The sequence below is a fragment of the Variovorax sp. CCNWLW235 genome (genome assembly GCF_037204085.1).
Classification (GTDB): Bacteria; Pseudomonadota; Gammaproteobacteria; order Burkholderiales; family Burkholderiaceae_C; genus Variovorax.
In genome coordinates, this window is sequence record NZ_JBBCBW010000020.1 from 1 (window position 1) to 23,263 (window position 23,263).

The 23,263-nt window shown below is 66.1% G+C and carries 22 protein-coding genes; 12 read left to right on the forward strand and 10 right to left on the reverse strand.

Features of this window, described 5'->3' with window-relative positions:
• Window positions 1–411: 411 nt before the first annotated feature.
• The 4 genes from V9L21_RS19905 to V9L21_RS19920 form a co-directional block, all read right to left on the reverse strand.
• Window positions 412–702 carry a hypothetical protein gene (locus V9L21_RS19905; protein ID WP_337314665.1) on the reverse strand — a complete coding sequence of 97 codons (291 nt, stop codon included), beginning with the start codon at window positions 700–702 and terminating at the stop codon, window positions 412–414.
• A gap of 249 nt (window positions 703–951) precedes the next feature.
• Window positions 952–1,344, reverse strand: coding sequence for a nuclear transport factor 2 family protein (locus V9L21_RS19910; protein ID WP_337314666.1), 393 nt, complete (start codon window positions 1,342–1,344; stop codon window positions 952–954).
• 21 nt (window positions 1,345–1,365) lie between these two features.
• Window positions 1,366–1,698: a DUF2834 domain-containing protein gene (locus V9L21_RS19915; RefSeq protein ID WP_337314667.1), complete on the reverse strand. Its 333-nt coding sequence runs from the start codon at window positions 1,696–1,698 to the stop codon at window positions 1,366–1,368.
• Between the two features lie 68 nt (window positions 1,699–1,766).
• A complete protein-coding gene (locus tag V9L21_RS19920) occupies window positions 1,767–2,585 on the reverse strand; it encodes a helix-turn-helix domain-containing protein (protein ID WP_337314668.1) in 819 nt (272 codons plus the stop codon).
• A gap of 234 nt (window positions 2,586–2,819) precedes the next feature.
• On the opposite strand from V9L21_RS19920, the gene V9L21_RS19925 reads away from it, so the two are divergent.
• Window positions 2,820–4,772 carry a sensor histidine kinase gene (locus V9L21_RS19925; RefSeq protein WP_337314669.1) on the forward strand — a complete coding sequence of 651 codons (1,953 nt, stop codon included), beginning with the start codon at window positions 2,820–2,822 and terminating at the stop codon, window positions 4,770–4,772.
• Between the two features lie 45 nt (window positions 4,773–4,817).
• Entirely contained in the window at window positions 4,818–5,735 is a 918-nt protein-coding gene (locus V9L21_RS19930; protein ID WP_337314670.1) for an AraC family transcriptional regulator, read from the forward strand.
• Window positions 5,736–5,768: 33 nt separating this feature from the next.
• Here V9L21_RS19930 and V9L21_RS19935 read toward each other — a convergent pair whose 3' ends face one another.
• Window positions 5,769–6,677 (reverse strand): LysR family transcriptional regulator, encoded by a 909-nt coding sequence (locus V9L21_RS19935; protein ID WP_337314671.1) that lies wholly within the window; start codon window positions 6,675–6,677, stop codon window positions 5,769–5,771.
• A gap of 166 nt (window positions 6,678–6,843) precedes the next feature.
• On the opposite strand from V9L21_RS19935, the gene V9L21_RS19940 reads away from it, so the two are divergent.
• From V9L21_RS19940 to V9L21_RS19975, 8 genes are all read left to right on the forward strand, one after another.
• The gene (locus V9L21_RS19940) at window positions 6,844–7,563 is read left to right on the forward strand and encodes a pirin family protein (protein ID WP_337314672.1); all 720 of its coding nucleotides are present in this window, start codon (window positions 6,844–6,846) and stop codon (window positions 7,561–7,563) included.
• Between the two features lie 140 nt (window positions 7,564–7,703).
• Window positions 7,704–8,357: a hydrolase gene (locus V9L21_RS19945; protein WP_157612132.1), complete on the forward strand. Its 654-nt coding sequence runs from the start codon at window positions 7,704–7,706 to the stop codon at window positions 8,355–8,357.
• Window positions 8,358–8,373: 16 nt separating this feature from the next.
• A complete protein-coding gene (locus V9L21_RS19950; protein WP_258504132.1) occupies window positions 8,374–8,652 on the forward strand; it encodes a XapX domain-containing protein in 279 nt (92 codons plus the stop codon).
• A gap of 1 nt (window position 8,653) precedes the next feature.
• Window positions 8,654–10,555 (forward strand): amidohydrolase, encoded by a 1,902-nt coding sequence (locus V9L21_RS19955; protein ID WP_337314673.1) that lies wholly within the window; start codon window positions 8,654–8,656, stop codon window positions 10,553–10,555.
• 8 nt (window positions 10,556–10,563) lie between these two features.
• On the forward strand, window positions 10,564–10,959 hold the full coding sequence (locus tag V9L21_RS19960; protein ID WP_337314674.1) for a DoxX family protein: 396 nt from the start codon (window positions 10,564–10,566) through the stop codon (window positions 10,957–10,959).
• Window positions 10,952–12,547 carry an MFS transporter gene (locus tag V9L21_RS19965; protein ID WP_337314675.1) on the forward strand — a complete coding sequence of 532 codons (1,596 nt, stop codon included), beginning with the start codon at window positions 10,952–10,954 and terminating at the stop codon, window positions 12,545–12,547. Before V9L21_RS19960 ends, V9L21_RS19965 begins: the two co-directional genes overlap by 8 nt.
• 64 nt (window positions 12,548–12,611) lie before the next feature.
• On the forward strand, window positions 12,612–13,433 hold the full coding sequence (locus tag V9L21_RS19970) for an alpha/beta fold hydrolase (RefSeq protein ID WP_337314676.1): 822 nt from the start codon (window positions 12,612–12,614) through the stop codon (window positions 13,431–13,433).
• Between the two features lie 21 nt (window positions 13,434–13,454).
• A complete protein-coding gene (locus tag V9L21_RS19975) occupies window positions 13,455–14,018 on the forward strand; it encodes an AraC family transcriptional regulator (protein WP_337314677.1) in 564 nt (187 codons plus the stop codon).
• On the opposite strand, the gene V9L21_RS19980 is transcribed toward V9L21_RS19975, so the two are convergent.
• The 4 genes from V9L21_RS19980 to V9L21_RS19995 all read right to left on the reverse strand — a co-directional run bounded on the left by V9L21_RS19980 (window position 14,015) and on the right by V9L21_RS19995 (window position 18,540).
• A complete protein-coding gene (locus V9L21_RS19980) occupies window positions 14,015–15,223 on the reverse strand; it encodes a helix-turn-helix transcriptional regulator (protein ID WP_337314678.1) in 1,209 nt (402 codons plus the stop codon). The genes V9L21_RS19975 and V9L21_RS19980 overlap by 4 nt on opposite strands.
• A complete protein-coding gene (locus tag V9L21_RS19985) occupies window positions 15,124–16,389 on the reverse strand; it encodes an MFS transporter (protein ID WP_337314679.1) in 1,266 nt (421 codons plus the stop codon). The genes V9L21_RS19980 and V9L21_RS19985 overlap by 100 nt, the downstream gene beginning before the upstream one ends.
• A complete protein-coding gene (locus V9L21_RS19990) occupies window positions 16,386–17,018 on the reverse strand; it encodes a rhodanese-like domain-containing protein (RefSeq protein WP_337314680.1) in 633 nt (210 codons plus the stop codon). The genes V9L21_RS19985 and V9L21_RS19990 overlap by 4 nt, the downstream gene beginning before the upstream one ends.
• An 82-nt stretch (window positions 17,019–17,100) precedes the next feature.
• Window positions 17,101–18,540: an aminotransferase-like domain-containing protein gene (locus V9L21_RS19995; RefSeq protein ID WP_337314681.1), complete on the reverse strand. Its 1,440-nt coding sequence runs from the start codon at window positions 18,538–18,540 to the stop codon at window positions 17,101–17,103.
• Between the two features lie 135 nt (window positions 18,541–18,675).
• Between V9L21_RS19995 and V9L21_RS20000 the strand changes: the two genes are divergently transcribed.
• Window positions 18,676–19,824 (forward strand): pyridoxal phosphate-dependent aminotransferase, encoded by a 1,149-nt coding sequence (locus V9L21_RS20000; protein ID WP_337314682.1) that lies wholly within the window; start codon window positions 18,676–18,678, stop codon window positions 19,822–19,824.
• Here the strand turns inward: V9L21_RS20000 and V9L21_RS20005 are convergent.
• A complete protein-coding gene (locus V9L21_RS20005) occupies window positions 19,821–21,647 on the reverse strand; it encodes a histidine kinase (protein ID WP_337314683.1) in 1,827 nt (608 codons plus the stop codon). The genes V9L21_RS20000 and V9L21_RS20005 overlap by 4 nt on opposite strands.
• A gap of 224 nt (window positions 21,648–21,871) precedes the next feature.
• Between V9L21_RS20005 and oxlT the strand changes: the two genes are divergently transcribed.
• Window positions 21,872–23,218 carry an oxalate/formate MFS antiporter gene (oxlT, locus tag V9L21_RS20010; RefSeq protein ID WP_337314684.1) on the forward strand — a complete coding sequence of 449 codons (1,347 nt, stop codon included), beginning with the start codon at window positions 21,872–21,874 and terminating at the stop codon, window positions 23,216–23,218.
• The last annotated feature ends 45 nt before the right edge of the window (window positions 23,219–23,263 follow it).

A 23,263-nucleotide genomic window follows, 5' to 3' on the forward strand; every position in this document is an offset into this window, starting at 1 on the left:
CCTCCATCGATGATGAAGGGCATGCAAACTGCGAGCCAGTTCCTAGAATTCAGCGGAGTTTTTCAACACAATCGGCCCAAAGCGGCCTCTCAAACTTCTCGAGAGCGGTCGTTGAACCCCGACTGCTTGCGATCATTTTGCAAGTACGTCATGCCAGGTTCGAAAAACCATGGAGCACCTCGATGGCCACCTCATTCAAGCACTCCGGAAAGGACGTCCGAAAAACATCCGCTCCGCGCCGGCCACGAAAACTAGCCTGCTTCAGCTTGGGTCGGAGTCTGGCTCCAATTCTGAGGACTTTAGCTAGGTCCTCAAGGAATGAGGCAGGTGCTTCAATTCCACATCGCGCTTCGGTGCCAGCCATCTCCTTGCGGCATGCCTGCCATTCCCTGTGCCGGCCAGAAGGCGAGGTCACATCATCCGGAAGCCCCGGGTGAACTGCATCGACGTTTTCATCGGCGCAGGCAAATCGCTCATCTTCGCCAGCTCTGCAACTCCATCCGCCGTGATGCGAGTCACCGTCGCCAGGCGCGATGAAAGGTAGGCTGCGGTCGAGGTCAGGGTCGTGATCTCGGCTTCGATCAGCCCCGTCGCCAAAAGCACCGAGACGTGCCGGATCTCCTCCGGACAAGCGACCCGGACGGGAAGCTGCACATGCTGCAGCCTCTTCAAAAACGAAAGCGGCATTATTCGATCCTCCATGCCGGCGCCTCCTCTCCCAAGCACGCCGGCCTGCGTTGGGTCTCGAAAAAATGTTTGTTTAGGTCTTCTTTGGCACAGCCGGTCAGTGGGTAGAACGTGAAGCCACCAAACCAGCGGTGCGGGAGGTCATGCAGCTCTCTTGGCCGGTAGGACTTCCCGAACACCGCGCTGCTTGTAACCGATTTGGCCTGATTTCTCATTGACCTGGGGCAGCTTCCGTCGCCGCAGTGGGCGGTCACGCCGGTATGTTCAGTCTATTGCGTCGCGCCATAAGCCCGTATCGGTGATTTGCTGCAGTTCCCAAAACTGCATACCGTCGAACTCCCAGAAATGAGCAAACGTGGCGCTCAAGATTTTGCTGGTTTCCGTGGCTGTGCCGTTGTAGGTGCCTCGCACGATCAGCACCGTGCCTGCATCGAAAAGCTGGTCCACCTTCACATCCAGCTGAAACAGTCGGCCGACCACCGCCCATGCCTCACCCATCATCGCGTCAAGACCGCTGTAGTTCTTTCCCAGGCCCCTTGGAAGGCCGGGAGACAACCGGCCCCTGAAGTCGGCGCGAAGCAACTGCTGTAGAGCGTCGGCATCCCCGCTGTTCAATGCTGCGTAGAGGGCGTGGCCCTTGGCCAGGATATTGGTCATGAACGGATCCCTTGCGGGTCATCAGTCGCGTTCATCGCACCGGCCTCGAATCGCCATGTACAGCGGCAAGCTGAAGGCGAGTCCGATGCCGAATGTCAGCACGACATAGATCCACGGCCGACGAACGCCGGCTGCCGGTGCGTCCTGCAACAGCCAGACCGAGAACGCCGCGGCGGCGATGTAGACGTCCCAGGTAATTCCCGCGACCAGCTTGTTGGCGGACACAGCAGCGACAAAAGGCCCCGGTGCGAAGCTGCCGCCGTCCAGGAGGAAGGCGATATTGAAGTACCACGGAGCCACCACGCCGAGCAATGCGAGGACGAAAAGGACGAGGGTTGCGTTCTTGGTCGACATGGCTGGGCATCCTATTGGCCCTGCGCGGCTGACTATAGGAAAAATGCGACATCGGCCCATGGCCGCTGTCACTGCGCCGTGCCTACCGCGAGCGCCCAGTTTTCCGAATCCCGCTGGCGGGCGGCCTCAATGAGCGTGCTCAGCGAAGCGCCGGCCAACATGCGCAGGTCGCGTGCCATGTGCGACTGGTCATAGTAGCCATGCCGCAACGCGAGTGCTGCGCCTGGCGTGCCGGTGGCAATGGCATCGCGCAGCAATCCTTCCATGCGGGCCACGCGCTGGAACAGCTTGGGCGTCAGGCCGAAGGTTCCGGCGAACACTCGTTCGAACTGCCGCGTGGAGAGGCCCGCGGCATCGGCGGGAGCCGCTGCCCGCAGGGCAACTTGCTGCAGCAGCGCCGCGCGGCGCACTCGCTCGAGATGTACTTCGTCGCGCAGGCGCTCGCGTGCGAACGTCAACAAGGAAGCCAAGCGCCGCTCGGGGACGGTCTCTGCCCTGATGCGCTCCATCAGCAGCGGCCAGGCTTGGCCGAAAACATCTGCCGCATCGGCAAACTGGTGCGGCAGAGACAGCGGGCTCGATTGCAGCAGCCCGAGCGTCCCTGTGGGCTGCAGCCGCAGCCCGGCGTAGCACAGCCGCGGCGTGCGATAAAGCGTGAGCGGCACCGCGCGGGCACTGCCCACGAATCCGTCAGGAAGGGGGACGAATGCGCCCGACGGTTCCTTGGCGAAGAACCGGCCCTCGAGGACCAGAACAAGTCCGCCCTCGACCAGCGCGGGAAAGTGGCAGGGCACCGGCTGGCTGCCTGGGCTGTCGAACGAGAGGTGCACAGCCATTGAAACCCAGGCGCTCACATCGGGGTGCGGCCGCGCGACGTGGAGTTCCATCTGCGAATTATCCGATCAAGCGCTTCGCTCATGGCAAACAGGGTGGCGTCGGCTGCTGCTTTGGCCCGGGCGGATGGGCAGCAAGCGCAGTGTCGCAATCGCCGCATAGACTCGGCCGATGCACTGCGTTTTCATTCCCGGTGTGCCATCGGCTGCATTTCAAGGGATGCATGCCGGCGGCTGGCCGACAGCTGGAAGCGCTGCATGACGGCATGCTGCGGGGAGCGCCGGTGGATGGCCCGTTGGTTCGCCCTGCTATGGCTGGCCCTGCCGGTGGCAGCCCCGACATGTGCGGGTGCAGCGCAGCCGCCCCTTGCGAATGCAGCAACGCCACAGCCCGATGGTGCTGTCCACATCACGCGGGCCGAACTGCTGTCCATCACGGGTACGGGTTATTCAGCTCCGCCGCGACGCATCGAGGACGCCGGGCTGCCGGTCGACGGATGGCAGGAAGTCAGCCTGCCGCATACGGCCGAGCGCGAACTGGTCCCCACGCCGTCAGGCGGTGTGAACACCATCACTGATTGGTATCGCATCGACCTGACCGGCTTGGCGCCCTCGGCGGAACAGCCGCGCCTTCTCTACCTGCCGCGTTGGAAGACCCTGGGCCGCATCGCGGTGTACGGCGACGGCGTGTTGCTCTACCAATCGCAAGGCAGCGCCGTGCACAACGGCTACAACCAGCCTCTGCTTGTGCCGCTGAATGCGGCGGCGAACACGCCTTCTCCAAGCTCGGTGCTGATTCGCGTCGATCGCCTGCGAAGCAGCGGCAGCGGCTTTTCGACGGTATGGGTGGGTGACCAGGGCTCGCTGGGTTGGCGCTACCAGGTTCGCCAGTTGCTGCAAGTGCAGTTGCCGTTCATGGGCAGCGCTGCGTTCCTGGCGGTTGGCGCATTCGCGTTCGCGGTGTGGCTGGGAAGAAGGAGCGAATTGCTCTACCTGCTGTTCTTTGCCATTTCGGCACTCGCCTACTTGCGCACGCTCCACTATTTTGTGAGCGGAGACTACCTGCCTATTTCGGACGAGTGGTTTGAATGGATCACCGTTGTCTCGCTGCTCTGGCTGATCATCCTCATCCACCTGTTCCTGCAGCGCTTGCATCAGCAGCGCTCGGCCTGGCTCACCCGCTTGTCGGTCGCCCTGGCGCTGGCCTGCAGTGTCGCAACGCTGCCGCACGCATCCGAGGCGATTCCAAGTCTCTACCTGCTCACGCCCCTGCTCAACCTGGCAGTGCTGCCGGTTGCGGTGCTGATCTTTGCAGTAAACCTGCACAAGGCACTGCGCGCCAGGCTGCCCGAAGGGCGACTGGTGGCGGGCTGGGCGGTGGCGGCTGTCGCATTCACTTCGTATGACGGGCTGCTGCAAAACAACCTGGTCAGCCCGGAGAGCGTGTACACCTCACCCTACGCCATCATCAGCCTGTTCTTCATCTTCTCGTACATCATGTTCCAGCGGTACACGGGCGCGTTCGCCGAGGTGGCCCGGTTGAACAAGGGCCTGGCGCAGCGCCTGCAGGCACGCGAGAGCGAGCTGGAGCAAAGCTACCAGCGGCTGCGCGTCGTCGAGAACGAGCAAATGCTGGGTGCCGAGCGCCGGCGCCTGATGCAGGACATGCACGATGGGCTGGGGTCGTCGTTGATCAGTGCCATTCGTTCGGTCGAGCAAGGCGCCATGACCGGCACCGAGATCTCCGGCGTGCTCAAGGGCTGTATGGACGATCTGAAGCTGGCCATCGATTCGATGGAGAGCGTGGATGCCGATCTGCTGCTGTTGCTGGCAACCTTGCGCTTTCGCCTGGCACCGCGCATCGAGAGCGCCGGGCTTGCGTTGCGCTGGGAGGTGCAGTCGGTGCCTGCGTTGCCCTGGCTGAACCCCGGCAGTGCACTGCACATCCTGCGCATCATGCAGGAGTGCGTGGCCAATGTGCTGCGCCACACCCGGGCCACGACCATCCGCTTCAGCACCGCGATGGACGGGCAGGGCGTGTGCGTGGTGATCGAAGACAACGGCGGAGGCTTTGCCGTGGAGGAGGTCTTGCTTCGAAGAGGCCGGGGACTGCGCAACCAGCAGCAGCGCGCAACGGCCATTGGCGGCACTGTCAACTGGGAATCCGGCAGTGCCGGAACCCGCTTCACGCTCTGGTTGCCGCTTGAACAGGTAGCCGGCACCGAATCCGTTCCCCAGTGACGCAGCCGCCCTAGGCAGCTTCTACAAAACCGGTATCGTTCTCAAATGCTGAACACCCTTGGTCCTCACTGCCACTTCGGACAACGACTCGCATCGCAGTACGGCATCGACGCGGTTCAGTCTTTCGTGAGCAGGTCGCGCCGCGGCTGCGAACTGGGCGTTGCGCGCATGCGCTATGAGCTGCCGCATCTGTTCGTGCTGGCGCCCCTGCCCACCGAAGACGCGTTCCTGCTCAGCGTGGAGATCAATCCGGGCGGCAGCCGGCGCGTCGTCCGGGACGGCAAATCGCGGCAACTGGGCCTGCAGCAGGAGGGCGCCTTTCACATTGCCGATCTTTCGCAGCGCGCCTCGGCCTACGTGAGCAGCCCGTTCCATTCGATGTTCTTCCATCTGCCGCGCGCAACCATCGATGCGTTCACAGAAGAAATGGAGATGCCGCGCATCGACCGGCTGGGCTGTGCCGCGGGCACGCTCGATCCGGTGGTCGCCAATCTGGGCCGGGCCATGCTGCCGGTGCTGATGCATCCGCAGGATGCGAGCCGGCTGTTCGTGGAACACCTGGCGCTGGCGCTGAAGGCGCATGTGGTGCATGCCTACGGCGGCGTGGCCGGGCCGGCGCCTGTGCAGTCACGAGGCCTCGCGCCGTGGCAGGAGCGCCGGGCCAAGGCGTTTCTCACGGAGCACCTTGCCGGCGACGTATCGCTGGGCGATGCGGCGCGCGAATGTGCGCTGTCGCGCAGCCACTTCAGCAAGGCGTTCAAGCAGACGACGGGGCAGACGCCGCATGCATGGCTCGTAGCGCAGCGCGTGCAAGCGGCGCGCCGCCTGCTGGGGCAGCCGCGTCTTCCAATCGCGGAGATTGCCACCGCCTGCGGCTTTTCCGACCAGAGCCATCTGACGCGGGTGTTTACCGCGCACACGGGCACGTCTCCCGCGCGCTGGCGGCGCCTGAACGCGGGCTGATTCGTGCGCTGATTCGCGCACTGTGCTGAGGGTTCAGAGCGACCTCGGCAGCAGCGCCGGAACCAGCTGCCGGTTCAGCTGCTTCACCCACCACTGGAGCGCCTTTCCCTTGGCGCCGGTCTTCCAGGCAAGCCAGAACGCCTCGGGGGCGCGCGGCTCTTCGGTCTGCAGCTCGATGAGCGTGCCGCGCTTCAGTTCGCCCTCGATGCACGCCCGGGGTAAAAAGCCATGCCCCAGGCCCGCGGCCTGGCAGGCGATCTTCGCGGCCATGCTGGGTACGGCCACGCGGTGCTGGCCGGCGAGCAGCCCCACGGTGCGGTCGGAGAGAGTGCGCGCGCTGTCGCTCACCACGATGGCGTTGTGCTCCAGCAGGTCGCCGCGATGCAGCGGCCGCTCGAGACGCGTCAGCGGATGCGTGGGCGCCACGCAGAACGCGAACTCGAGGCTGCCCACCATCACCGCCTGGTAGCCCCCGCCGGCCGGCCCTTCGCCTGCGGCAATGACGATGTCGGCACGCCCCTCGCGCAATGCCTCCCAACTGCCGGTGAGCGCCTCGCACCCGATGCGCAGCCGCGTGCCGCAGCGCAGCGCCTCGAATGCGCGAATGTCGTCGATCAGTGCCTGCGTGGGAATCAGCGAGTCGTGCACCAGCCGCAGCTCCGATTCGAAGCCGGTGGCGATCTGCCGCATGCGCGATTCGAGATCGCCCGCGGCGCCGAGCAGCCAGCGGCCTTCCTTGAGCATTTCTTCGCCGGCCGCGGTGAGTGTCACGCGCGGCCCGTTGCGCACGAACAGCAGCATGCCCAACTGCTCCTCGAGCTTGCCCACGGCGTACGAGATGGTCGAGGGCACCTTGTTCAGGCGCGCGCCCGCGGCGGCGAACGAGCCGTGGCGTGCGATGGCGTCCACCAGTTCGATGGCTTCGAGACTGAGCTTGAGCACGGCAAGTCCTTCAAGAATTGAATCATCGAAAAATTCGATGATTGACGGCTAAAAGTTTCGTCAACAGGCCTTGGTGAAAGCAAGATGATTCAGCCATGCCTCTGAGATTCTTCTCCGAAGCGATTGTGAATCACATCGAACCAAACAACCACCAAGGGCCTCAATCATGTTGGAAATTCGCAGCGCCAATGACCGCGGACTTGCAGACTTCGGCTGGCTCAAGTCCCGCCATACCTTTTCTTTTGGCCACTACCACGACCCGGAGCAAGAGGGCTTCTCGGACCTGCTGGTGATCAACGACGACCGCGTGCATCCCGGCCGCGGCTTCGGCACCCACCCGCACCGCGACATGGAAATCTTCTCGTACGTGCTCGACGGCGCGCTCGAGCACAAGGATTCGATGGGCACCGGTTCCGTCATTCGCCCCGGCGACGTTCAGATGATGAGTGCCGGTACCGGCGTGCGCCACAGCGAGTTCAATTCGTCCGCCACCGATCCGCTGCACTTCCTGCAGATCTGGATCGTGCCGAACGCCAAGGGCGTTGCACCGCGCTACCAGCAGGTGCACTTTGCGCCCGAAGAAAAGCGCGGCCGCCTGCGGCTGATCGTCTCGCCCGAGGGCACCGACGGCTCGCTTGCCGTGCACCAGGACGCCCGCGTCTACGCCGGCCTGTTCGACGGCGATGAAGCCACCTCGCTCACGCTCGGCCCCGATCGCCACGCCTATGTGCATGTGGCGCGCGGCAGCGTGGAAGTGAACGGCCAGCGGCTGGGCGAGGGCGACGGTGCGCGGGTGCGCGGCGAACAGCGGCTCGACCTGGCGCGCGGCCAGGGCGCCGAGGTGCTGGTGTTCGACCTGCGCCCGAAAGAGTTGCCTTCCTTCTGACATTGCACATGCGCCCGTGGCCGGCGCGGACGGCAAATGTCCAAACGGCCTCACTAATCGACAAGACACGCATCGGCGCCGAAACGACGATGCATGGCAACGCAAGACCTGATTTTTTTCACCAACTCACGGAGAGTCCCATGTCCATCAAAGCCACCCCCACCGCCGGCTCCAAGCTGCTGACCCCCGCCGACCACACGCTGGTCATGATCGACTTCCAGTCGCAGATGGCATTTGCCACGCACTCGATCGACGCGGTGAACCTGCGCAACAACGCCGCCCTCGTGGCTAATGCGGCGGCCGGTTTCGGCGTGCCGACCATCCTCACGACCGTGGCCGAGAAGAGTTTCTCGGGCCCTATGTTCAGCGAGATCACCGATGCCTTCCCGGGCCAGAAGATGCTCGACCGCACCTCGATGAACACCTGGGAAGACGCCGCGGTGATCGACCGTGTGAACGAGATCGGCAAGAAGCGCATCGTGCTGTCCGGCCTCTGGACCGGCGTGTGCATCGTCGGCCCGGCGCTGTCGGCCATCGACCAGGGCTTCGAGGTGTTCGTCATTGCCGATGCCTGCGGCGATGTGTCCACCGAGGCGCACAACCGCGCCATGGACCGCATGGTGCAAGCCGGCGCACAGCCGATGACCTCGCTGCAATACCTGCTCGAGCTGCAGCGCGACTGGGCCCGCACCGACACCTACGAACTCACCACCGGCATCGCGAAGAAGTTCGGCGGCGCCTACGGCCTGGGCGTAACCTACGCCAAGACCATGTTCGGCGCCCACGAAGGCTGATGGCCAGGTGAACGGAATGAAGCCCTACGTCCTGTCGCTCGCGCTCGGCCTGCTGGTCGGTGTGATCTACGCACTGTTCCAGGTGCGCTCGCCGGCCCCGCCGGTCATCGCCCTCGTGGGGCTGCTCGGCATCTTGCTCGGCGAGCAGATCCCGCCGCTCATCAAGAGCGTGATCAAGCCAGATGCCGTGGCCACCTCGTGGCTGCGGCACCAGGTCAAGCCGCATGTGTTCGGCGAACTGCCGCAATGCGCCAAGGCCGAGGCCGGCACCGCGGCCGGAAAGAAGGACGCCTGACATGGCCGGCACCACCGCCCCCCAGCTGATCCTGCACAACGGCCGCTTCACCACGCTGGACCGCGCCAACCCCGTGGCCGATGCCGTGGCCATTGCGGACAGCCGCTTTACCCGCGTGGGCCGCGCGCAAGACATCCTGCCGCTGGCGGACGGCAGCACCCGGGTCATCGACCTGCAGGGCAGGCGCGTGCTGCCGGGCCTCATCGACAACCACCTGCACATCATTCGGGGCGGGCTCAACTTCAACCTCGAGCTGCGCTGGGACGGCGTGCGCAGCCTGGCCGACGCCATGGCGATGCTGAAGCGCCAGGTGGCGATCACGCCCGCGCCGCAGTGGGTGCGCGTGGTGGGCGGCTTCACCGAACACCAGTTCGTTGAGAAGCGCCTGCCGACCATTGAAGAGCTCAACGCCGTGGCGCCCGACACGCCGGTGTTCCTGCTGCACCTGTATGACCGCGCGCTGCTCAACGGCGCGGCGCTGCGCGCGGTGGGCTACACCAGGGACACCCCCGCACCGCCCGGCGGAGAAATCGTGCGCGACGCGGCCGGCAACCCGACCGGGCTGCTGCTGGCCAAGCCCAACGCGAGCATCCTCTACGCCACCCTGGCCAAGGGCCCCAAGCTGCCCTTCGAATACCAGCTCAATTCCACGCGCCACTTCATGCGCGAACTCAACCGCCTGGGCGTGACCGGCGCCATCGACGCGGGCGGCGGGTTCCAGAACTTCCCCGAGGACTACCAGGTGATCCAGCAGCTGGCCGATGCCGGCCAGCTCACTATTCGCCTGGCCTACAACCTGTTCACGCAAAAGCCCAAGCAGGAGAAGCAGGACTTCCTCAACTGGACCGCCAGCTCCAGGTACAAGCAGGGCGACGACTACTTTCGCCACAACGGCGCGGGCGAGATGCTGGTGTTTTCGGCGGCCGACTTCGAAGACTTTCGCCAGCCGCGGCCCGACATGGCGCCCGAAATGGAAGGCGAGCTCGAAGAAGTGGTGCGCGTGCTGGTGCAGAACAAGTGGCCGTGGCGCATGCACGCCACCTACGACGAAACCATCGACCGTGCGCTCGACGTGTTCGAGAAGGTCGACCGCGACACGCCGCTCGCGGGCCTGAACTGGTTCTTCGACCACTGCGAGACCATCTCCGAAAAATCGATCGACCGCATCGCCGCGCTCGGCGGCGGCATTGCGGTGCAGCACCGCATGGCCTACCAGGGCGAATACTTCGTCGAGCGCTACGGCGCCGGTGCGGCCGAAGCCACGCCGCCCGTGAAGCGCATGCTCGAAAAAGGCGTCAGGGTGTCCGCAGGCACCGACGCCACGCGCGTTGCCTCGTACAACCCGTGGGTGTCGCTCTCGTGGCTGGTCACCGGCAAGACCGTGGGCGGCATGCAGCTCTACCCGCAGCGCAACTGCCTGGACCGCGAGGCCGCGCTTCGCATGTGGACCGAGAACGTGACCTGGTTCTCGAACGAGGTTGGCAAGAAGGGCCGCATCGAAGCCGGCATGCTGGCCGACCTAGTGGTGCCTGACCGCGACTTCTTCGCCTGCCCCGAGTCCGAGATTGCCGACACCACGGCGCTCCTGACCATGGTCGGCGGCAAGGTGGTGTATGCCGCGGGGCCGTTCCAGCCGCACGACGAAGGCGCGCCGCCGCCGGCCATGCCCGACTGGTCGCCGGTGCGCAGCTTCGGCGGCTATGGCGGCTGGGCGAATACCGGGGGAACTGCCGAGGGCGCACCGCTGCAAAAGGCGATGCGCCACGCGGCCATGGCCTGCGCGTGTGCCAACAACTGCAGCGTGCACGGCCACCAGCATGCAACGGCCTGGAGCAGCAAGCTGCCGATTGCCGACCTGAAGAGCTTCTGGGGCGCGCTGGGCTGCGCCTGCTGGGCGGTGTGATGGCGACGATGCGCCGGACCACTTCACCCGCGGTGCGCTGGGTCGCCTTGCTGCTGCTCTGCGCGGCCTACCTGCAGGGCGGCATCAACAAGGCCCTGGACTTCAACGCGGCCATCGCCGAGATGAACCACTTCGGCCTGTCGCCCGCCGCGCCGCTGGCGGTGGCCGTCATCGTGCTGGAGCTGGGCGCCTCGGCGCTCATTCTCACGGGCTTCCTGCGCTGGCTCGGCGCGCTGGCACTGGGCGGCTTCACTCTGATGGCGACCTTCGTCGCGCTGCGCTTCTGGGAAATGCCGCAGCCCGAGCGCTTCATGGCCGCCAATTCATTCTTCGAACACCTGGGCCTGGTCGGCGGCTTTGTGCTCGTGGCCTGGCTCGACCTGAAAGAGCGCACCCATGACTGATTCCCCCAAAGGCGCTGCCGCTTCGCCGCCCGGCGCCTTTGCGCCGCTGCGCCAGCCGGTGTTCGCGGTGCTGTGGGCGGCCACCGTGCTAGGCAACATCGGCAGCTTCATGCGCGACGTGGCGAGCTCGTGGCTGGTGACTGACCTTTCGGCCAACCCGACCGCGGTGGCGCTGATCCAGACCGCGGCCACGCTGCCGATCTTTCTGCTGGCGATTCCGGCGGGCGTGCTCTCCGACATCCTCGACCGGCGGCGCTTTCTTATTTTTGTGCAGCTGGTGCTCGCGGCCGTGAGCGGCACCCTGCTGGTGCTCTCCCATACCGGCACGCTCACTGTCGAATACCTGATCGCGCTGACGTTCGTCGGCGGCATTGGTGCGGCACTCATGGGTCCGACCTGGCAATCGATCGTGCCCGAGCTGGTGCCCCGCAGCGACCTGAAGAGCGCGGTCGCGTTGAACTCGCTCGGCATCAACATCGCGCGCTCCATCGGCCCGGCGGCGGGCGGGCTCATTCTCGCGAGCTTCGGCGCCGCGGTGACCTATGGCCTGGACGTGCTGAGCTATGTGTTCGTCATTGCGGCGCTGATCTGGTGGAAGCGCCCCGCAGCCGTCGACACCGGGCTGTCAGAAAACTTCTTCGGCGCTTTCCGCGCCGGCATCCGCTACACGCGAGCGAGCAAAGAGCTGCACGTGGTGCTGCTGCGCGCGGCGGTGTTCTTTGTGTTCGCAAGCTCTGTGTGGGCGCTGCTGCCGCTCGTGGCGCGCCAGATGCTCGGCGGCACGGCGGGGTTCTACGGCGTGCTGCTTGGCGCCGTGGGCGCGGGCGCCATCGGCGGAGCGCTGTTGATGCCGCGGCTGCGCAAGCGGCTCGATGCCGACGGCATGCTGCTGCTGGCTTCGCTGCTCAGCGCTGCCGTGATGGGCGGGCTGGTCTTTGCACCCCCGCAATGGCTCGCGGTAGGCCTCTTGTTGTTGCTGGGGCTGGGCTGGATCATCGCGCTCACCACGCTCAACGGCGTGGCGCAGTCCATCTTGCCGAACTGGGTGCGCGGCCGCGGGCTGGCCGTGTACCTCACGGTGTTCAACGGCGCAATGGCGGCCGGCAGCCTGGGCTGGGGCCTTGTCGCACAGCAGATCGGCGTGCCCTACACGCTGGTGGCCGGCGCCGTGGGCCTGGTGGTGGCCGGCCTCATATTCCACCGGGTACGCCTGCCCGCAGGCGAAGCCGACCTGCAGGCGTCGAACCACTGGCCGGAGCCGCTGCTGGCCGAGCCCGTGGCGCATGACCGCGGGCCGGTGATGGTGCAGGTCGAGTACCGCATTCGCAAGGAAGACCGGCCTGCGTTCATGGAGGCGATGAGGCGCCTGTCGCTCGAACGCCGCCGCGACGGCGCCTACGCATGGGGCGTGACCGAGCACACCGGCGACGCGGAGCGCGTGATGGAGTGGTTCCTCGTCGAGTCCTGGGCCGAGCACCTGCGCCAGCACCAGCGCGTGTCGCATGCCGACGCCGACCTGCAGAACGAAGCCGTGCGCTTTCACATGGGGCCCGGAAAGCCCGAGGTGCACCACTTTCTTTCCCTCTGATTTTTCGATGTCCGCCTTCTTTTTCCTTCCTTCTTTCCCTCCACTCCACTACCACTGAAAAACCATGACCACACTGACATTGCGCGACGGAACCGAGCTCTACTACAAGGACTGGGGCACGGGCCAACCCATTCTCTTCAGCCACGGCTGGCCGCTCAGCGCCGACATGTGGGATGCCCAGATGCTGTTCTTCGCGGAACGCGGCTACCGCGTCATTGCGTTCGACCGCCGCGGTTTCGGCCGCTCGAGCCAGCCGTGGACCGGCTATGACTACGACACCTTTGCCGACGACATCGCCGAGCTGATCGAAAAGCTCGACCTCAACGACGTCATCCTGGCCGGCTTCTCGATGGGCGGCGGCGACGTGACCCGCTACATTGCGCGCAAGGGCAGCTCGCGCGTGGCCAAGCTTGCGCTCATCAGCGCCGTGACGCCGCTGTTCATGAAGACCGACGACCACCTCGTGGGCCCCGACGCGTCGCTGTTCGCGAGCATTCGCGCCGGCCTGGCCGCCGACCGCCCGCAGTTCCTCGACGACTTCAGCACGCTCTTCTACGGCACCAACCGTCCCGGCGCCACCGTGTCGCAAGGCGTCTTCAAGCAGACGCTGCAGATCGCGCTGCAGGCATCGATCAAGGCCACGATCGACTGCGTGACCGCGTTCTCGGAAACCGACTTCCGCCCCGACATGGCCAAGATCGACGTGCCCACGCTCGTGATCCACGGCGACGACGACCAAGTGGTGCCGATCGATGCCACCGGCAGGCTGGCGGCCAAGATGATCAAGGGCAGCCAGTTCAAGGTGTACGCCGGCGCGCCGCACGCCACCTGCACCACCCACAAGGACCAGGTGAACGCAGACCTGCTGGCGTTTATCAAGGGCTGACCGCACATTGCGAGCGCGGGCATGCAAGGCGCGTACGGCGACCTCCTCGGTCGCTACTTCGATCTGCCTTCGGTGCCCGCTCTCGTCATGCTTGCGGCGCCCAAGGCGCCGTTCGTTGCAACGCGCATCACCTGCATGCCCGGCCAACTGGGCATGAAGCATGAGATTCCTCCCGAAGACGCCTTCCTGGTGACCCTGCACCTTGCCGGTGTGGGCCACCACGAGTTATGGGTGCGTGGCCGGCCTTCGGTGGTGCGCGGCTATGCGCGCGGTGCCATCAGCATCGTCGACCTGCGCGACGAGGTGGCGAGCTACCTCGGCAGTCCGCTCGATGCTCTTCATTTCTACCTGCCGCGCGCGTTGATGAACGCGGTGACCGAAGCGGCAGGCCTGCCGCGCGTGAGCGGCATCGCCTGCCCGCCGGGGCTGGTCGACCCGGTCATGAAAAGCCTGGGTGCGGCGGTGCTGTGCCTGCTCGAAGGGCCGCGGCGCGAAAGCTCGGCCGTGAGCGAGCACCTGGCAATCGCGATCTGTGCCCACCTGGTTCATCGCTTCGGGGGCAGGTCGACACGGTTCCGGCGCTAGTTTTCAACCCGCATCCTGCGCCGCCAGATGCCTGGGGGCACGCCGGAATGCTGCGAGAAAACGCGGGAAAAGTGGCTCTGATCGGCAAACCCGCAGGCCGCGGCAATGTCCGCCAGCGAGGTGCCGGGATTCATGAGGAGCGCGCGCGCGTGCTCCAGCCGCTGCGCTATCAGCCATTGATGAGGCGTGCAGCCGGTGGTCTCGCGGAAGGCATGAATGAAATAGCTGCGTGAAAGCCCGCACGCATCGGCGATCTCGGTGATTGAAATGCTGCCGTCGAACTTGCTGCGCAGCATTTCCTTGGCACGCGCCTCGTGCGAGCGCGACAGGATCCGGTTGGTGCGGGGTGCAGAGCTTGCCGCGCCGCCGTAGGTTTCGACGAGATAGCTCGTCATGGCAACACTCAGCTGCTCGACGAACAGCATGCTCGCGCAGGCGGGGTTCTCGAGGGCCGGCGTCAGGGCTTCGGCAAGATTGAGCAGCACCTCGTCGCGTGCGCCAGCCACATGGGCAAGGCTGCCGATGCGCTTGCCCGGCTTTTCTTCGATGGCCCGCTCGAGGCTGGCCTGCGATATTTCGAGCAGCACAAAATCGAAAGGGCGCTGGATGTCGGCACGATAGCGTTCAGAAAAACCGCGGATGTAGATCGATCCCCTGTCGAAGTCGTGGCACGAGGCATGCCGCCCGGCCACGATGCGCCGGCTGTGGCCGTCGCGCATCGAAATGCCGAGCAGCACGCCGCGAGCGCTGGGCTCCGTCTCCACATGGTGGAGGTGGGGCAGGGCCATCGTCTTGCGATGGATTCCGACTCCGTTCGCGCACAGGCCCTGATCCCGTTGAAGATGGCTGGACATGCATCCCAGCGTGTCCTTGGGTGCAGGCTCGATACGCAGCGGCGCAGCCTGCGGAGCCGGGTTGAACATATTTTTGCTTTGCGCCAGAGGGCCGCTTTCAACGTGCATGAACGGGTGGAACAGGAAGGGGAGTTGGCGACAGCCTATTTGCCGATTTCGCAGCAATTGCAGATAGAAGGTTAGCGCGCTTTCTTGAAGATTTTGCTGCAACCCAAGGCAGTCGACCTCGACAAAGTTGCCGAACGAGATGGCTACTCGCCATCCAACCGGTCCCGCCGCATGGCACGCCACAGCGCGAGGTCGTAGCCGATCTTCAGCAGCCCGCAGGCGATGAGCGGCAGCGAGATCCATCCGGCGGCAAACAGCGCACCGCTGATCGTCGGGCTGATGGCCGCAGCAAGGCTGCGCGGCACGGCCGTGAAACTCGCCGCGGCGCTGCGCTCCGCCGGCGTGACCACCGCCATCACATACGCCGTTCGCGTGGGCACGTCCATCGACGACAGCGCACTGCGAACCATCAATAGCCCGAGCGCGATCGGCAAGCTGGGCGCCAGCGCCGCAAGTACCAGGCAGACGTTGGCCGGCAAGTGCGTGAAGACCATGGTGTTGAGCAGGCCGATGCGTCGGGCGACCACCGGTGCGGCAAGCTGCGATGCCGCGCCGAGCAAACCGGTCCAGAAGAAGAACACGCCGGCCTGGGTCAGCGAGAGGCCGAACCGCTCGAGCAGCCACAGCGACATCAATGCGTTGATCGCAAGCCCACCTGCAAACGAATCGACGCTGAAGAGCGCCGCGAGCCGCATCACCACGCGCCGCGATGGTCCGAGCGGCGCTGGTGCGGCGGGCGCGCTGTCCGCGTTGTTACTGGTGCCGGCGTGGGCGGGCAGATTGCGGTAAAGCCAGAACACAGCCAGCCCGATGGCCGCGTAGACCACGAACATTCCGCGCAGTGCGACGAGCCGCGTGACCTCGCTGTGCCGAACCAGCCAGTCGGGCACGGCCGCGGCCAGTGCACCCAATGCCGCGCACAGCGCACCCAGCAGGCTGTAACGCGCGAACAGGGCCGTGCGCGCATGGCCCTGCGCCGCCGCGGCCAGGCGTGCATGCTCCAGTGGAAGGAACACGCTGACATCGCCCGAGCTGGGGTTGAGCGTGCCGACCAGCGCGACGACCAGCAACGGCCAGAACGACGTCAGGCCCGCAAAGCCGAGGCCCGTGGCTGCCATCAGCAAGGCGGCGGTGCGAAGCAGCCGGCCGCCCGCGAAGCGATACCCCCAAGCGCCCACTGCAAGGGTGGCAAGCGCCGAGCCCAGCATCGTCGCCGTGGCAACGATGCCGACCTCCAGCGTACCCAGCCCGATCGACAGCAGATAGGCCGGCAACAGCACGGCCATGTAGCCGTCACCGAAGGCGCGCAGCCCTCGAGCAGCGAGCAAAGGCACGGCGCCCGGATCGACCCCGGCCGGCAGGAGGCTTGCGAGACCGTTGCGCGGCCCGGGGGAAGGCGCGGCGCTCATAGGCTTTGCGTGGGGAGCTTGGCCTCGACCGGCCGGCCCGCGGCTTGCCAGCCGTCGAGGCCGCCGCGCAAATAGCGCGCATCGAGGCCCATGGCGCGCAGCCGCATGGCGGTGCTGCGTCCGACCTCATGGCCGTAGACGCAATAGACCACGACGCCGCGGCCGGCCGGCAACTCGGAGGCCCACCGGTCCACGGCCGACGGATCGCGCCACGTGGCTCCCGGGATCATTGCGGTCGCCTGCTCGAACACGCCGGCCCGCCGAACGTCGAGCAGCGTCGATCCGGCGACCTCGTCGTGCGTTGCACCGAAGGGCTCACTGGCGGCGTGCACAGCCTGCTGGTAGCGCTCGTACACCCGAGCCCAGTGAATGTTTTCCATGAAGGTGTCGACATCCACGCCCGAACCTCCGCCATGGGCCTTGCCCATGGCCGCGAACTCTTCACGCCATCGTTCGACACTGCCGAAGTTGGCCATGAGGGCCAGCGCCATGGCCGGCTCCATCGGTTCGCTGTTGCCGCCAAGCGAGGCGAAGTACAGCTCGTGCAGCAGCATCGGGTCGAAGGGGGAAAGCTGGAGGGGAACGGGCGCAGAAAGCGCGTGCGATGCGTCAGGCAGGGTAGTGTCCACGGGGTGCTCCGTTGTGAGTCACCAGCGCTTGGACGGGACACCGTCTAACTTTGCAGAACGGGAGGCTGTTTTCCCGATGCAGTCATCGTACACCGGCTTTGGAAGCCTTGCGCGCCATGGCGCCGAGCGTGCGCAGGCCCTTTTCGATCCGCGTGTCCCAGCCATGGCCGCCGCTCAGCCGCAGGCAGTGCGCGTATTTGCCGCTGGCCGAGAACACGACGCCGGGCGCGAAGCAGATACCTTTCTCTAGCGCTTCTGCAAACAGCACGCGCGTGTCGGCCGGCTCGGGCAGCTCGACCCACAGCACAAAATTTCCTTCGGGCCGAGACACCTTCGTGCCCGGCGGAAACGCCTGCTCGATCACCCGCGTCATGCGTTCGAGGGTTTCGGCAAACTCGCGCCGGATGCGGCGCAGGTGCCGGTCGTAGTCGCCATTGGAGAGAAAGGTGGCCAGCGCCACCTGGGTCAGCACGGGCGTGGCAAGGCTCGTGGCGAACTTGGTTTCGAGCGCCCGTGCCATGTGCCGGCCGGTTGCGATCCAGCCGATGCGGTAGCCGGGCGCGAGCGTCTTGGAAAAAGAGCCGCAGTAGATGACGTTGTCGTGCGTGTCGAGTGCGCTGAAGGGCAGGGGCCGTTCCTCGCCGAAGTGAACGTCGCCGTACACGTCGTCTTCGATCAGCGGCACGCCATGCTTCGCGAGCAGGCGCAGCACGGTGCGCTTGTTCTCTTCGGGCATGGTGCAGCCCAGCGGATTGCTGAAGCTCGACGCCAGCACGCAGGCGCGCACCTTGCCAGAGGCCACGCTGTCGCCCAGCGCATCGACGTCCACGCCGGTGACGGCATCGGTCGGCAACTCGACCACCTTGAGCCTTTTCGCCCGCAAGACCTGAAGCAGACCGAAGTAGGTGGGCGATTCGATCGCGACCGTGTCGCCGGGCTCCGTGACCGCGTCGAGCGCGAGCGCCAGCGCCTCGGTGCAGCCGCAGGTAATGGCAATGTCGTCCGGCGACAGCGCCTGGCCGTAGCGCAGCGCGCGCCGGGCAATCTCCAGGCGCAGCGACATCTCGCCGCGCGGCGGGGAGTAGGTATTGCTCTGACCGCCCTTCACGCGTGCCGTGCGTGCAAGCACGAGATCGAGCTTGGACGAAGATAGCAGCCGCTGGTTGGGAATCGCGCAGCCGAGCGGCACCAGGGTGTCGTCCGACGCATGCTCCAGCAGGTCGAGCATGAGGCCCGAAAGCTCCACCTTGGCGGGTCGGATCGAATGCCGCGTGGTTGTTGGAACCGGTAACGCGGGCGGCGCCTTGGCAACGTAGTAGCCCGACTGCGGCCGCACCTCGAGGATGCCGCGGTCTTCGAGCAGGCGGTAGGCCTGCACGGCCGTGCTGAGGCTGGTGCGTTGCTGCGTGCTGATCTCCCGCAGCGACGGCGCCCGCATGCCCGGGCGCAGCGCACCGCGGCCGGCCAGGCCGGCCACGAAATCGGCGACTTCTTCATAGCGAAACCTGGGAGAGTGCGACACGGCTGAATCCTGCTTTCATGAATGGCACGGCGCTCAACTGTACTGCACCAAATTTCAAGAAATTGTGGCTGTTATCGCGAGTCACAAAACGGCAATATCAATGCCCAGCCACACCAATCGATCAAGCAGCAGTACATGGCACGGTTTCCGGACAACGAAATCATTTCCCTGGTCAGCAAGGCGCCCCGATTCGACCTCGCGGAAAGCGTGGGACCGAGCGTGCGGCTCGCGGAACTGATCGACATGGCCTTCGCGGACGACGCCGATTTTTCGCTGGACTACGGAACGGCGGCGGGCAACCCGGAGCTGCGGCAGGAGATCGCGACCGAAAGCGGCGTGCACGCCGACGACGTCGTGGTCACGGTCGGCGGCATGCACGCGCTCTTTCTCATTGCCTTCACGCTGTGCCAGGCGGGCGACGAAGCCATCGTGGCCGAGCCGGTGTTTCCGCTCGCGCGCAATGCGCTGACCGCGGTGGGCGCCGTGACGCGCCCACTGGCGCTCAGCTTCGACACGGGCTACCGAATCGACCTGGAGGCGCTCCGAAAGCTGATGTCCCCGAAGACGAAGCTGGTGAGCCTGGCTTCGCCGCAGAACCCCTCGGGCGTTGCGATTCCCGAGCAGACCCTGCGCAACATCCTAGCCATGCTGGCCGAGCACGCGCCCGATGCCTGGCTGCTGATCGACGAAACCTACCGGGAAGCCGCCTACGGCGAAGATGCCGCCGCGCCGAGCGCCGCATGCCTCGGGCCGAAGGTCATCTCGGTTTCTTCGCTGTCCAAGTCCCATGGGTCGGCGGGCTTGCGCATCGGCTGGGCCATCACACGCGACACCGCACTGCGCCAGGCGCTGGTGACGGCAAAGTTCAGCACGGTGATCTCGTGTTCGCCGGTCGACGAGGCGCTTGCACTGGCCGTGTTCAGGCAGCGCGAGCGGATCATCGGCGAGAGGCGCAAGCTCCTCGCGCAAAACCTGCAGCTGGTCGAGAACTGGGTGCTGCGCCATCCGGGCCACATCGACTGGGTGCGCCCGGACGCGGGTGCGTTGTGCTGCGTGCGGCTCAAGCCCGAAGTCTTCGACGCCGCGGCGGTCGAACGCTTCTATGCGACGCTGGCCAGGTACAGCACGCGCGTCGCGCCCGGCGCGTGGTTCGGAGACGATCCGCTGGTGTTCCGGCTCGGCTTCGGCTTGCCAACGCTCACGGCGCTGGCCATCGCGCTGGAATGCGTGTCGGTGGCGTTGACCGAGGCCACGCGGGCGCCGGAGGGCGCGGCCGCTTTCTAGCCGGTGCTTTGCCCGCGCTGCGTCCAGCGCAGCGACACCCAGGTGCCTTCGCCGCGGCGGCTCTCGATACGCAGCCGCGCGCCGATCGCGTCGGCCTGCTCGCGCAGCCCCACGATCCCGTAGTGCCCCGCGGCACCCGCGCTCGGCTCGAAGCCGATGCCGTCGTCGCCGATCTCCAGCTCGACTTCATCGCTTGCGACGCTGTGCAGGCGGATCAGCAGGCGACGTGCGCCCGCATGGCGCTCGACGTTGCGCAGCACTTCCTCGCACATGTGAAACACGGTTTCCGCCGGCTCGGCCGCCAGGTCGGACAGCGCGGGGTCCATCTGGCAGTCGAGCTCGATGCCGGTGCGCTCGCTCAGGCTCTTGGCCAGCTCGGCCAGCGCCGCGCCCAGCCCGATGTCGCGCACCGGGTTGCTGCGCAGCTGGTCGATGGCGCGGCGTGCCTCGTCCAGCCCGTCGCGCGCCGCGCGCTCGGCCCTGACCAGTTCGTCCGGCAGCGCATCGGGCCGGCTCGATGCCAGGTGCTTGAGCACGCGGATCTCGGTGAGCATTGCCATCATCGAATGCGCCAGCGTGTCGTGCAGCCCGCGCGCCAGGCGCAGGCGCTCGCGCACCACCGCGGCATCGCGTGACTCCTGCGCGAGCCGGCTGATCTCTTCGGTGCGCTGCCGCACGCGCTCGTCCAACTCGGCATTGAGCCGGCGCAACTCGTCGCGTTCGCGCTGCAGCGTATTCAGCAAACGGTCGAGCGCGCTGCCCAGCCGCGCGGCTTCGTCGGCACCTTGCGGCACCTCGATGCGCGTTGCGCTCCCGGCCAGCACCGCGTCAGCCGAATGGGCAATCACGCTCACGCGCCGCGTGAGGCGGTGCGCCACGATGATGCCGGCGACAGCGGCCGCCAGGCCCAGCAGGCTCAGAACGATCGAGATGCGCCATTCGATGGCCGTGGCAAAGGCCGCGACCGATTCGACCGGCTGGATCACCACCGCCTGCCAGCCGAGCCGGCGCAGCGTGCCGTCGCGGGCATTGGGCGGAGAGGCGATCAGGTAGGGCCGGTTGTCCAGGAGCCGCCGGGTGCGAATGCGCGTGGGCAGGTCGGATCCGTCGTTGCCCAGCCCGGCTACGACGGGGTCGAATGGCGTGATGGGGTCGCCCACATCCTGCCAGCGCTTGCCCAGCAGCACACCCGGCCCGTGGCGCACGATGCCGTCGCGGTCGATCAGCAGCCATTCGCCGGGCGAGGCGCGGATTTCGGCCACCATCTTCTCCACCCAGCTCCAGCTCAGGTTGGCCGCCACCACGCCGATGATCGCCCCGTCGGCATTGCGCACCGGCGCGGTGAGCTTCAAAAAGCGCTCACGCGGCGAGCGGCCTTCCTCGATCCATGCGGCGTTCAGGCCTTGCGAAATCCACGCGTGCTGATTGACGTTCTGGCCGACCACCTGCTCGTCGGTCGCCGCGACGATGAAGCCGTCGGCATCGGTCACCGCCAGCCAGATCAGGTCGGGCACGCCGCGGCGCACAGCCTCGAGCGACCGCTTCAGGCGTGCGCCTTCGCTGTGCTGCACGTCTTCCGAAAGCATGGCCGCCACCACGCTGACCGCCTGCAGCCGAAGCAGCAGTGCGGTGTCGAGCTCGGCGTTGACGTGCTCGGCCGCGGCTTCCAGCCGCTGGCCGTGCTGCTCGAGCAGCGTTGCACGCACGAAGCTGCGCAGCCACAGGTTGGACACCAGTGCCAGGCACAAGGTGAGCGCAATCAGCAGCCAGCCGATCGCGGCGGCCATGGAGCGCCGTGGGTCGATGCGACGTGCGAGGTTCATTGGCTGCGGATTCTCGCAAACGCGAGCCGTGACTTTCGGCATGGGTAGTTCCCCTGAGTCCTCGGGGTTTGTCTCGACTCGTCGCGTGACTTCCGGCAGGCGCGCCGGCGGCGGTTTGCGGCAACAGTTGCACCCATCGCGATCCGTGCCCCCAGCGCGACTGATTCCCAACCCTGCAACGTGCCGCGACGCGATCGGCGCGACTACGAATGGAGACGAAGCGAATGAACCCCACTTCCCCGACATACATCTCATCCGGCGCGCCGCCGCGATTGATCGACAACCGCTGGCTGCAGCTGGTGGTCGGCATCGTCTGCATGATCGCCACGGCCAACATCCAGTACGCGTGGACGCTGTTCGTGCCGGAAATCCAGGGCAAGTTCGGCTGGGAGCGTGCGTCGATCCAGGTTGCCTTCACCATCTTCGTGCTGGTGCAGACATGGCTCGCGCCCATCGAGGGCTACTTCATCGACAAGTTCGGCCCGCGCCTGATCGTGGCCTTTGGTGCGCTGTTCATCGGCGCGGCCTGGGTCATCAACTCGCAGGCCACCACGCTGATGGGCTTCTACATCGGCGCGGCCGTCGGCGGCATAGGCGTCGGCTCGATCTACGCCACCTGCATCAACAACGCGCTCAAGTGGTTCCCCGATCGCCGCGGCCTGGCGGTGGGCCTGACGGCCGGCGGCTACGGTGCCGGCTCGGCCGCCACCATCCTGCCGATTGCGGCAATGATCGAATCGTCGGGCTTCCAGCAAGCCTTCATGTTCTTCGGCCTGCTGCAGGGTTCGCTGGCCTTTGCCGCGGCTTGGTTCCTGCGCGCGCCCAAGGGCAACGAGGTGCGCGGCTCGACCAAGCTCGTGCAGAGCCGTCGCGACTACACGCTGGGCGAAGCGCTTCGCACGCCGCTATTCTGGCTGATGATCTTGATGTTCTCGTGCGTGGTCACCGGCGGCATGATGGCCGTGGCCCAACTGGGCGTGATCGCACAGGACCTGGGTGTGAAGAACTTCAAGGTCGACCTGTACTTCGTCACCATGGCCGCACTGCCGCTCGCGCTGATGCTCGACCGCGTCATGAACGGCATCTCGCGTCCGCTGTTCGGCTGGATCTCCGACCACATCGGCCGCGAGAAGACGATGGTGATCGCCTTCACGCTGGAAGGCATCGGCATCATCGCGCTGGGCTACTTCGGCCACAACCCATGGGCCTTCCTGATCCTGTCGGGCGTGGTCTTCCTGGCCTGGGGCGAGGTGTATTCGCTGTTCTCGGCACTTGCGGGCGACGCCTTCGGCACCAAGCACATCGGCAAGATCTACGGCGTGCTGTATTGCGCCAAGGGCATCGGCGCGCTGTTCGTGCCGCTCGGCAACCTGATGATGGAAGCGACCGGCACCTGGTCGACCGTGCTCTACACCGTGGCAGCTCTTGACTTGTTCGCAGCCTTCCTGGCCATCGTCGCGCTGCGGCCGATGCTGGCAAGGCACACGGCCAGCAATGCGTCGCATGCGCCTTCACCGGCGCCTGATATTGCGATGCCGGGCGGCCTGTCGCCCGCGGGCCGCACGGCCTGATGGCCTGAGACCACTGCCATCCCCCCGCGCACCCTGGAGCCGGCT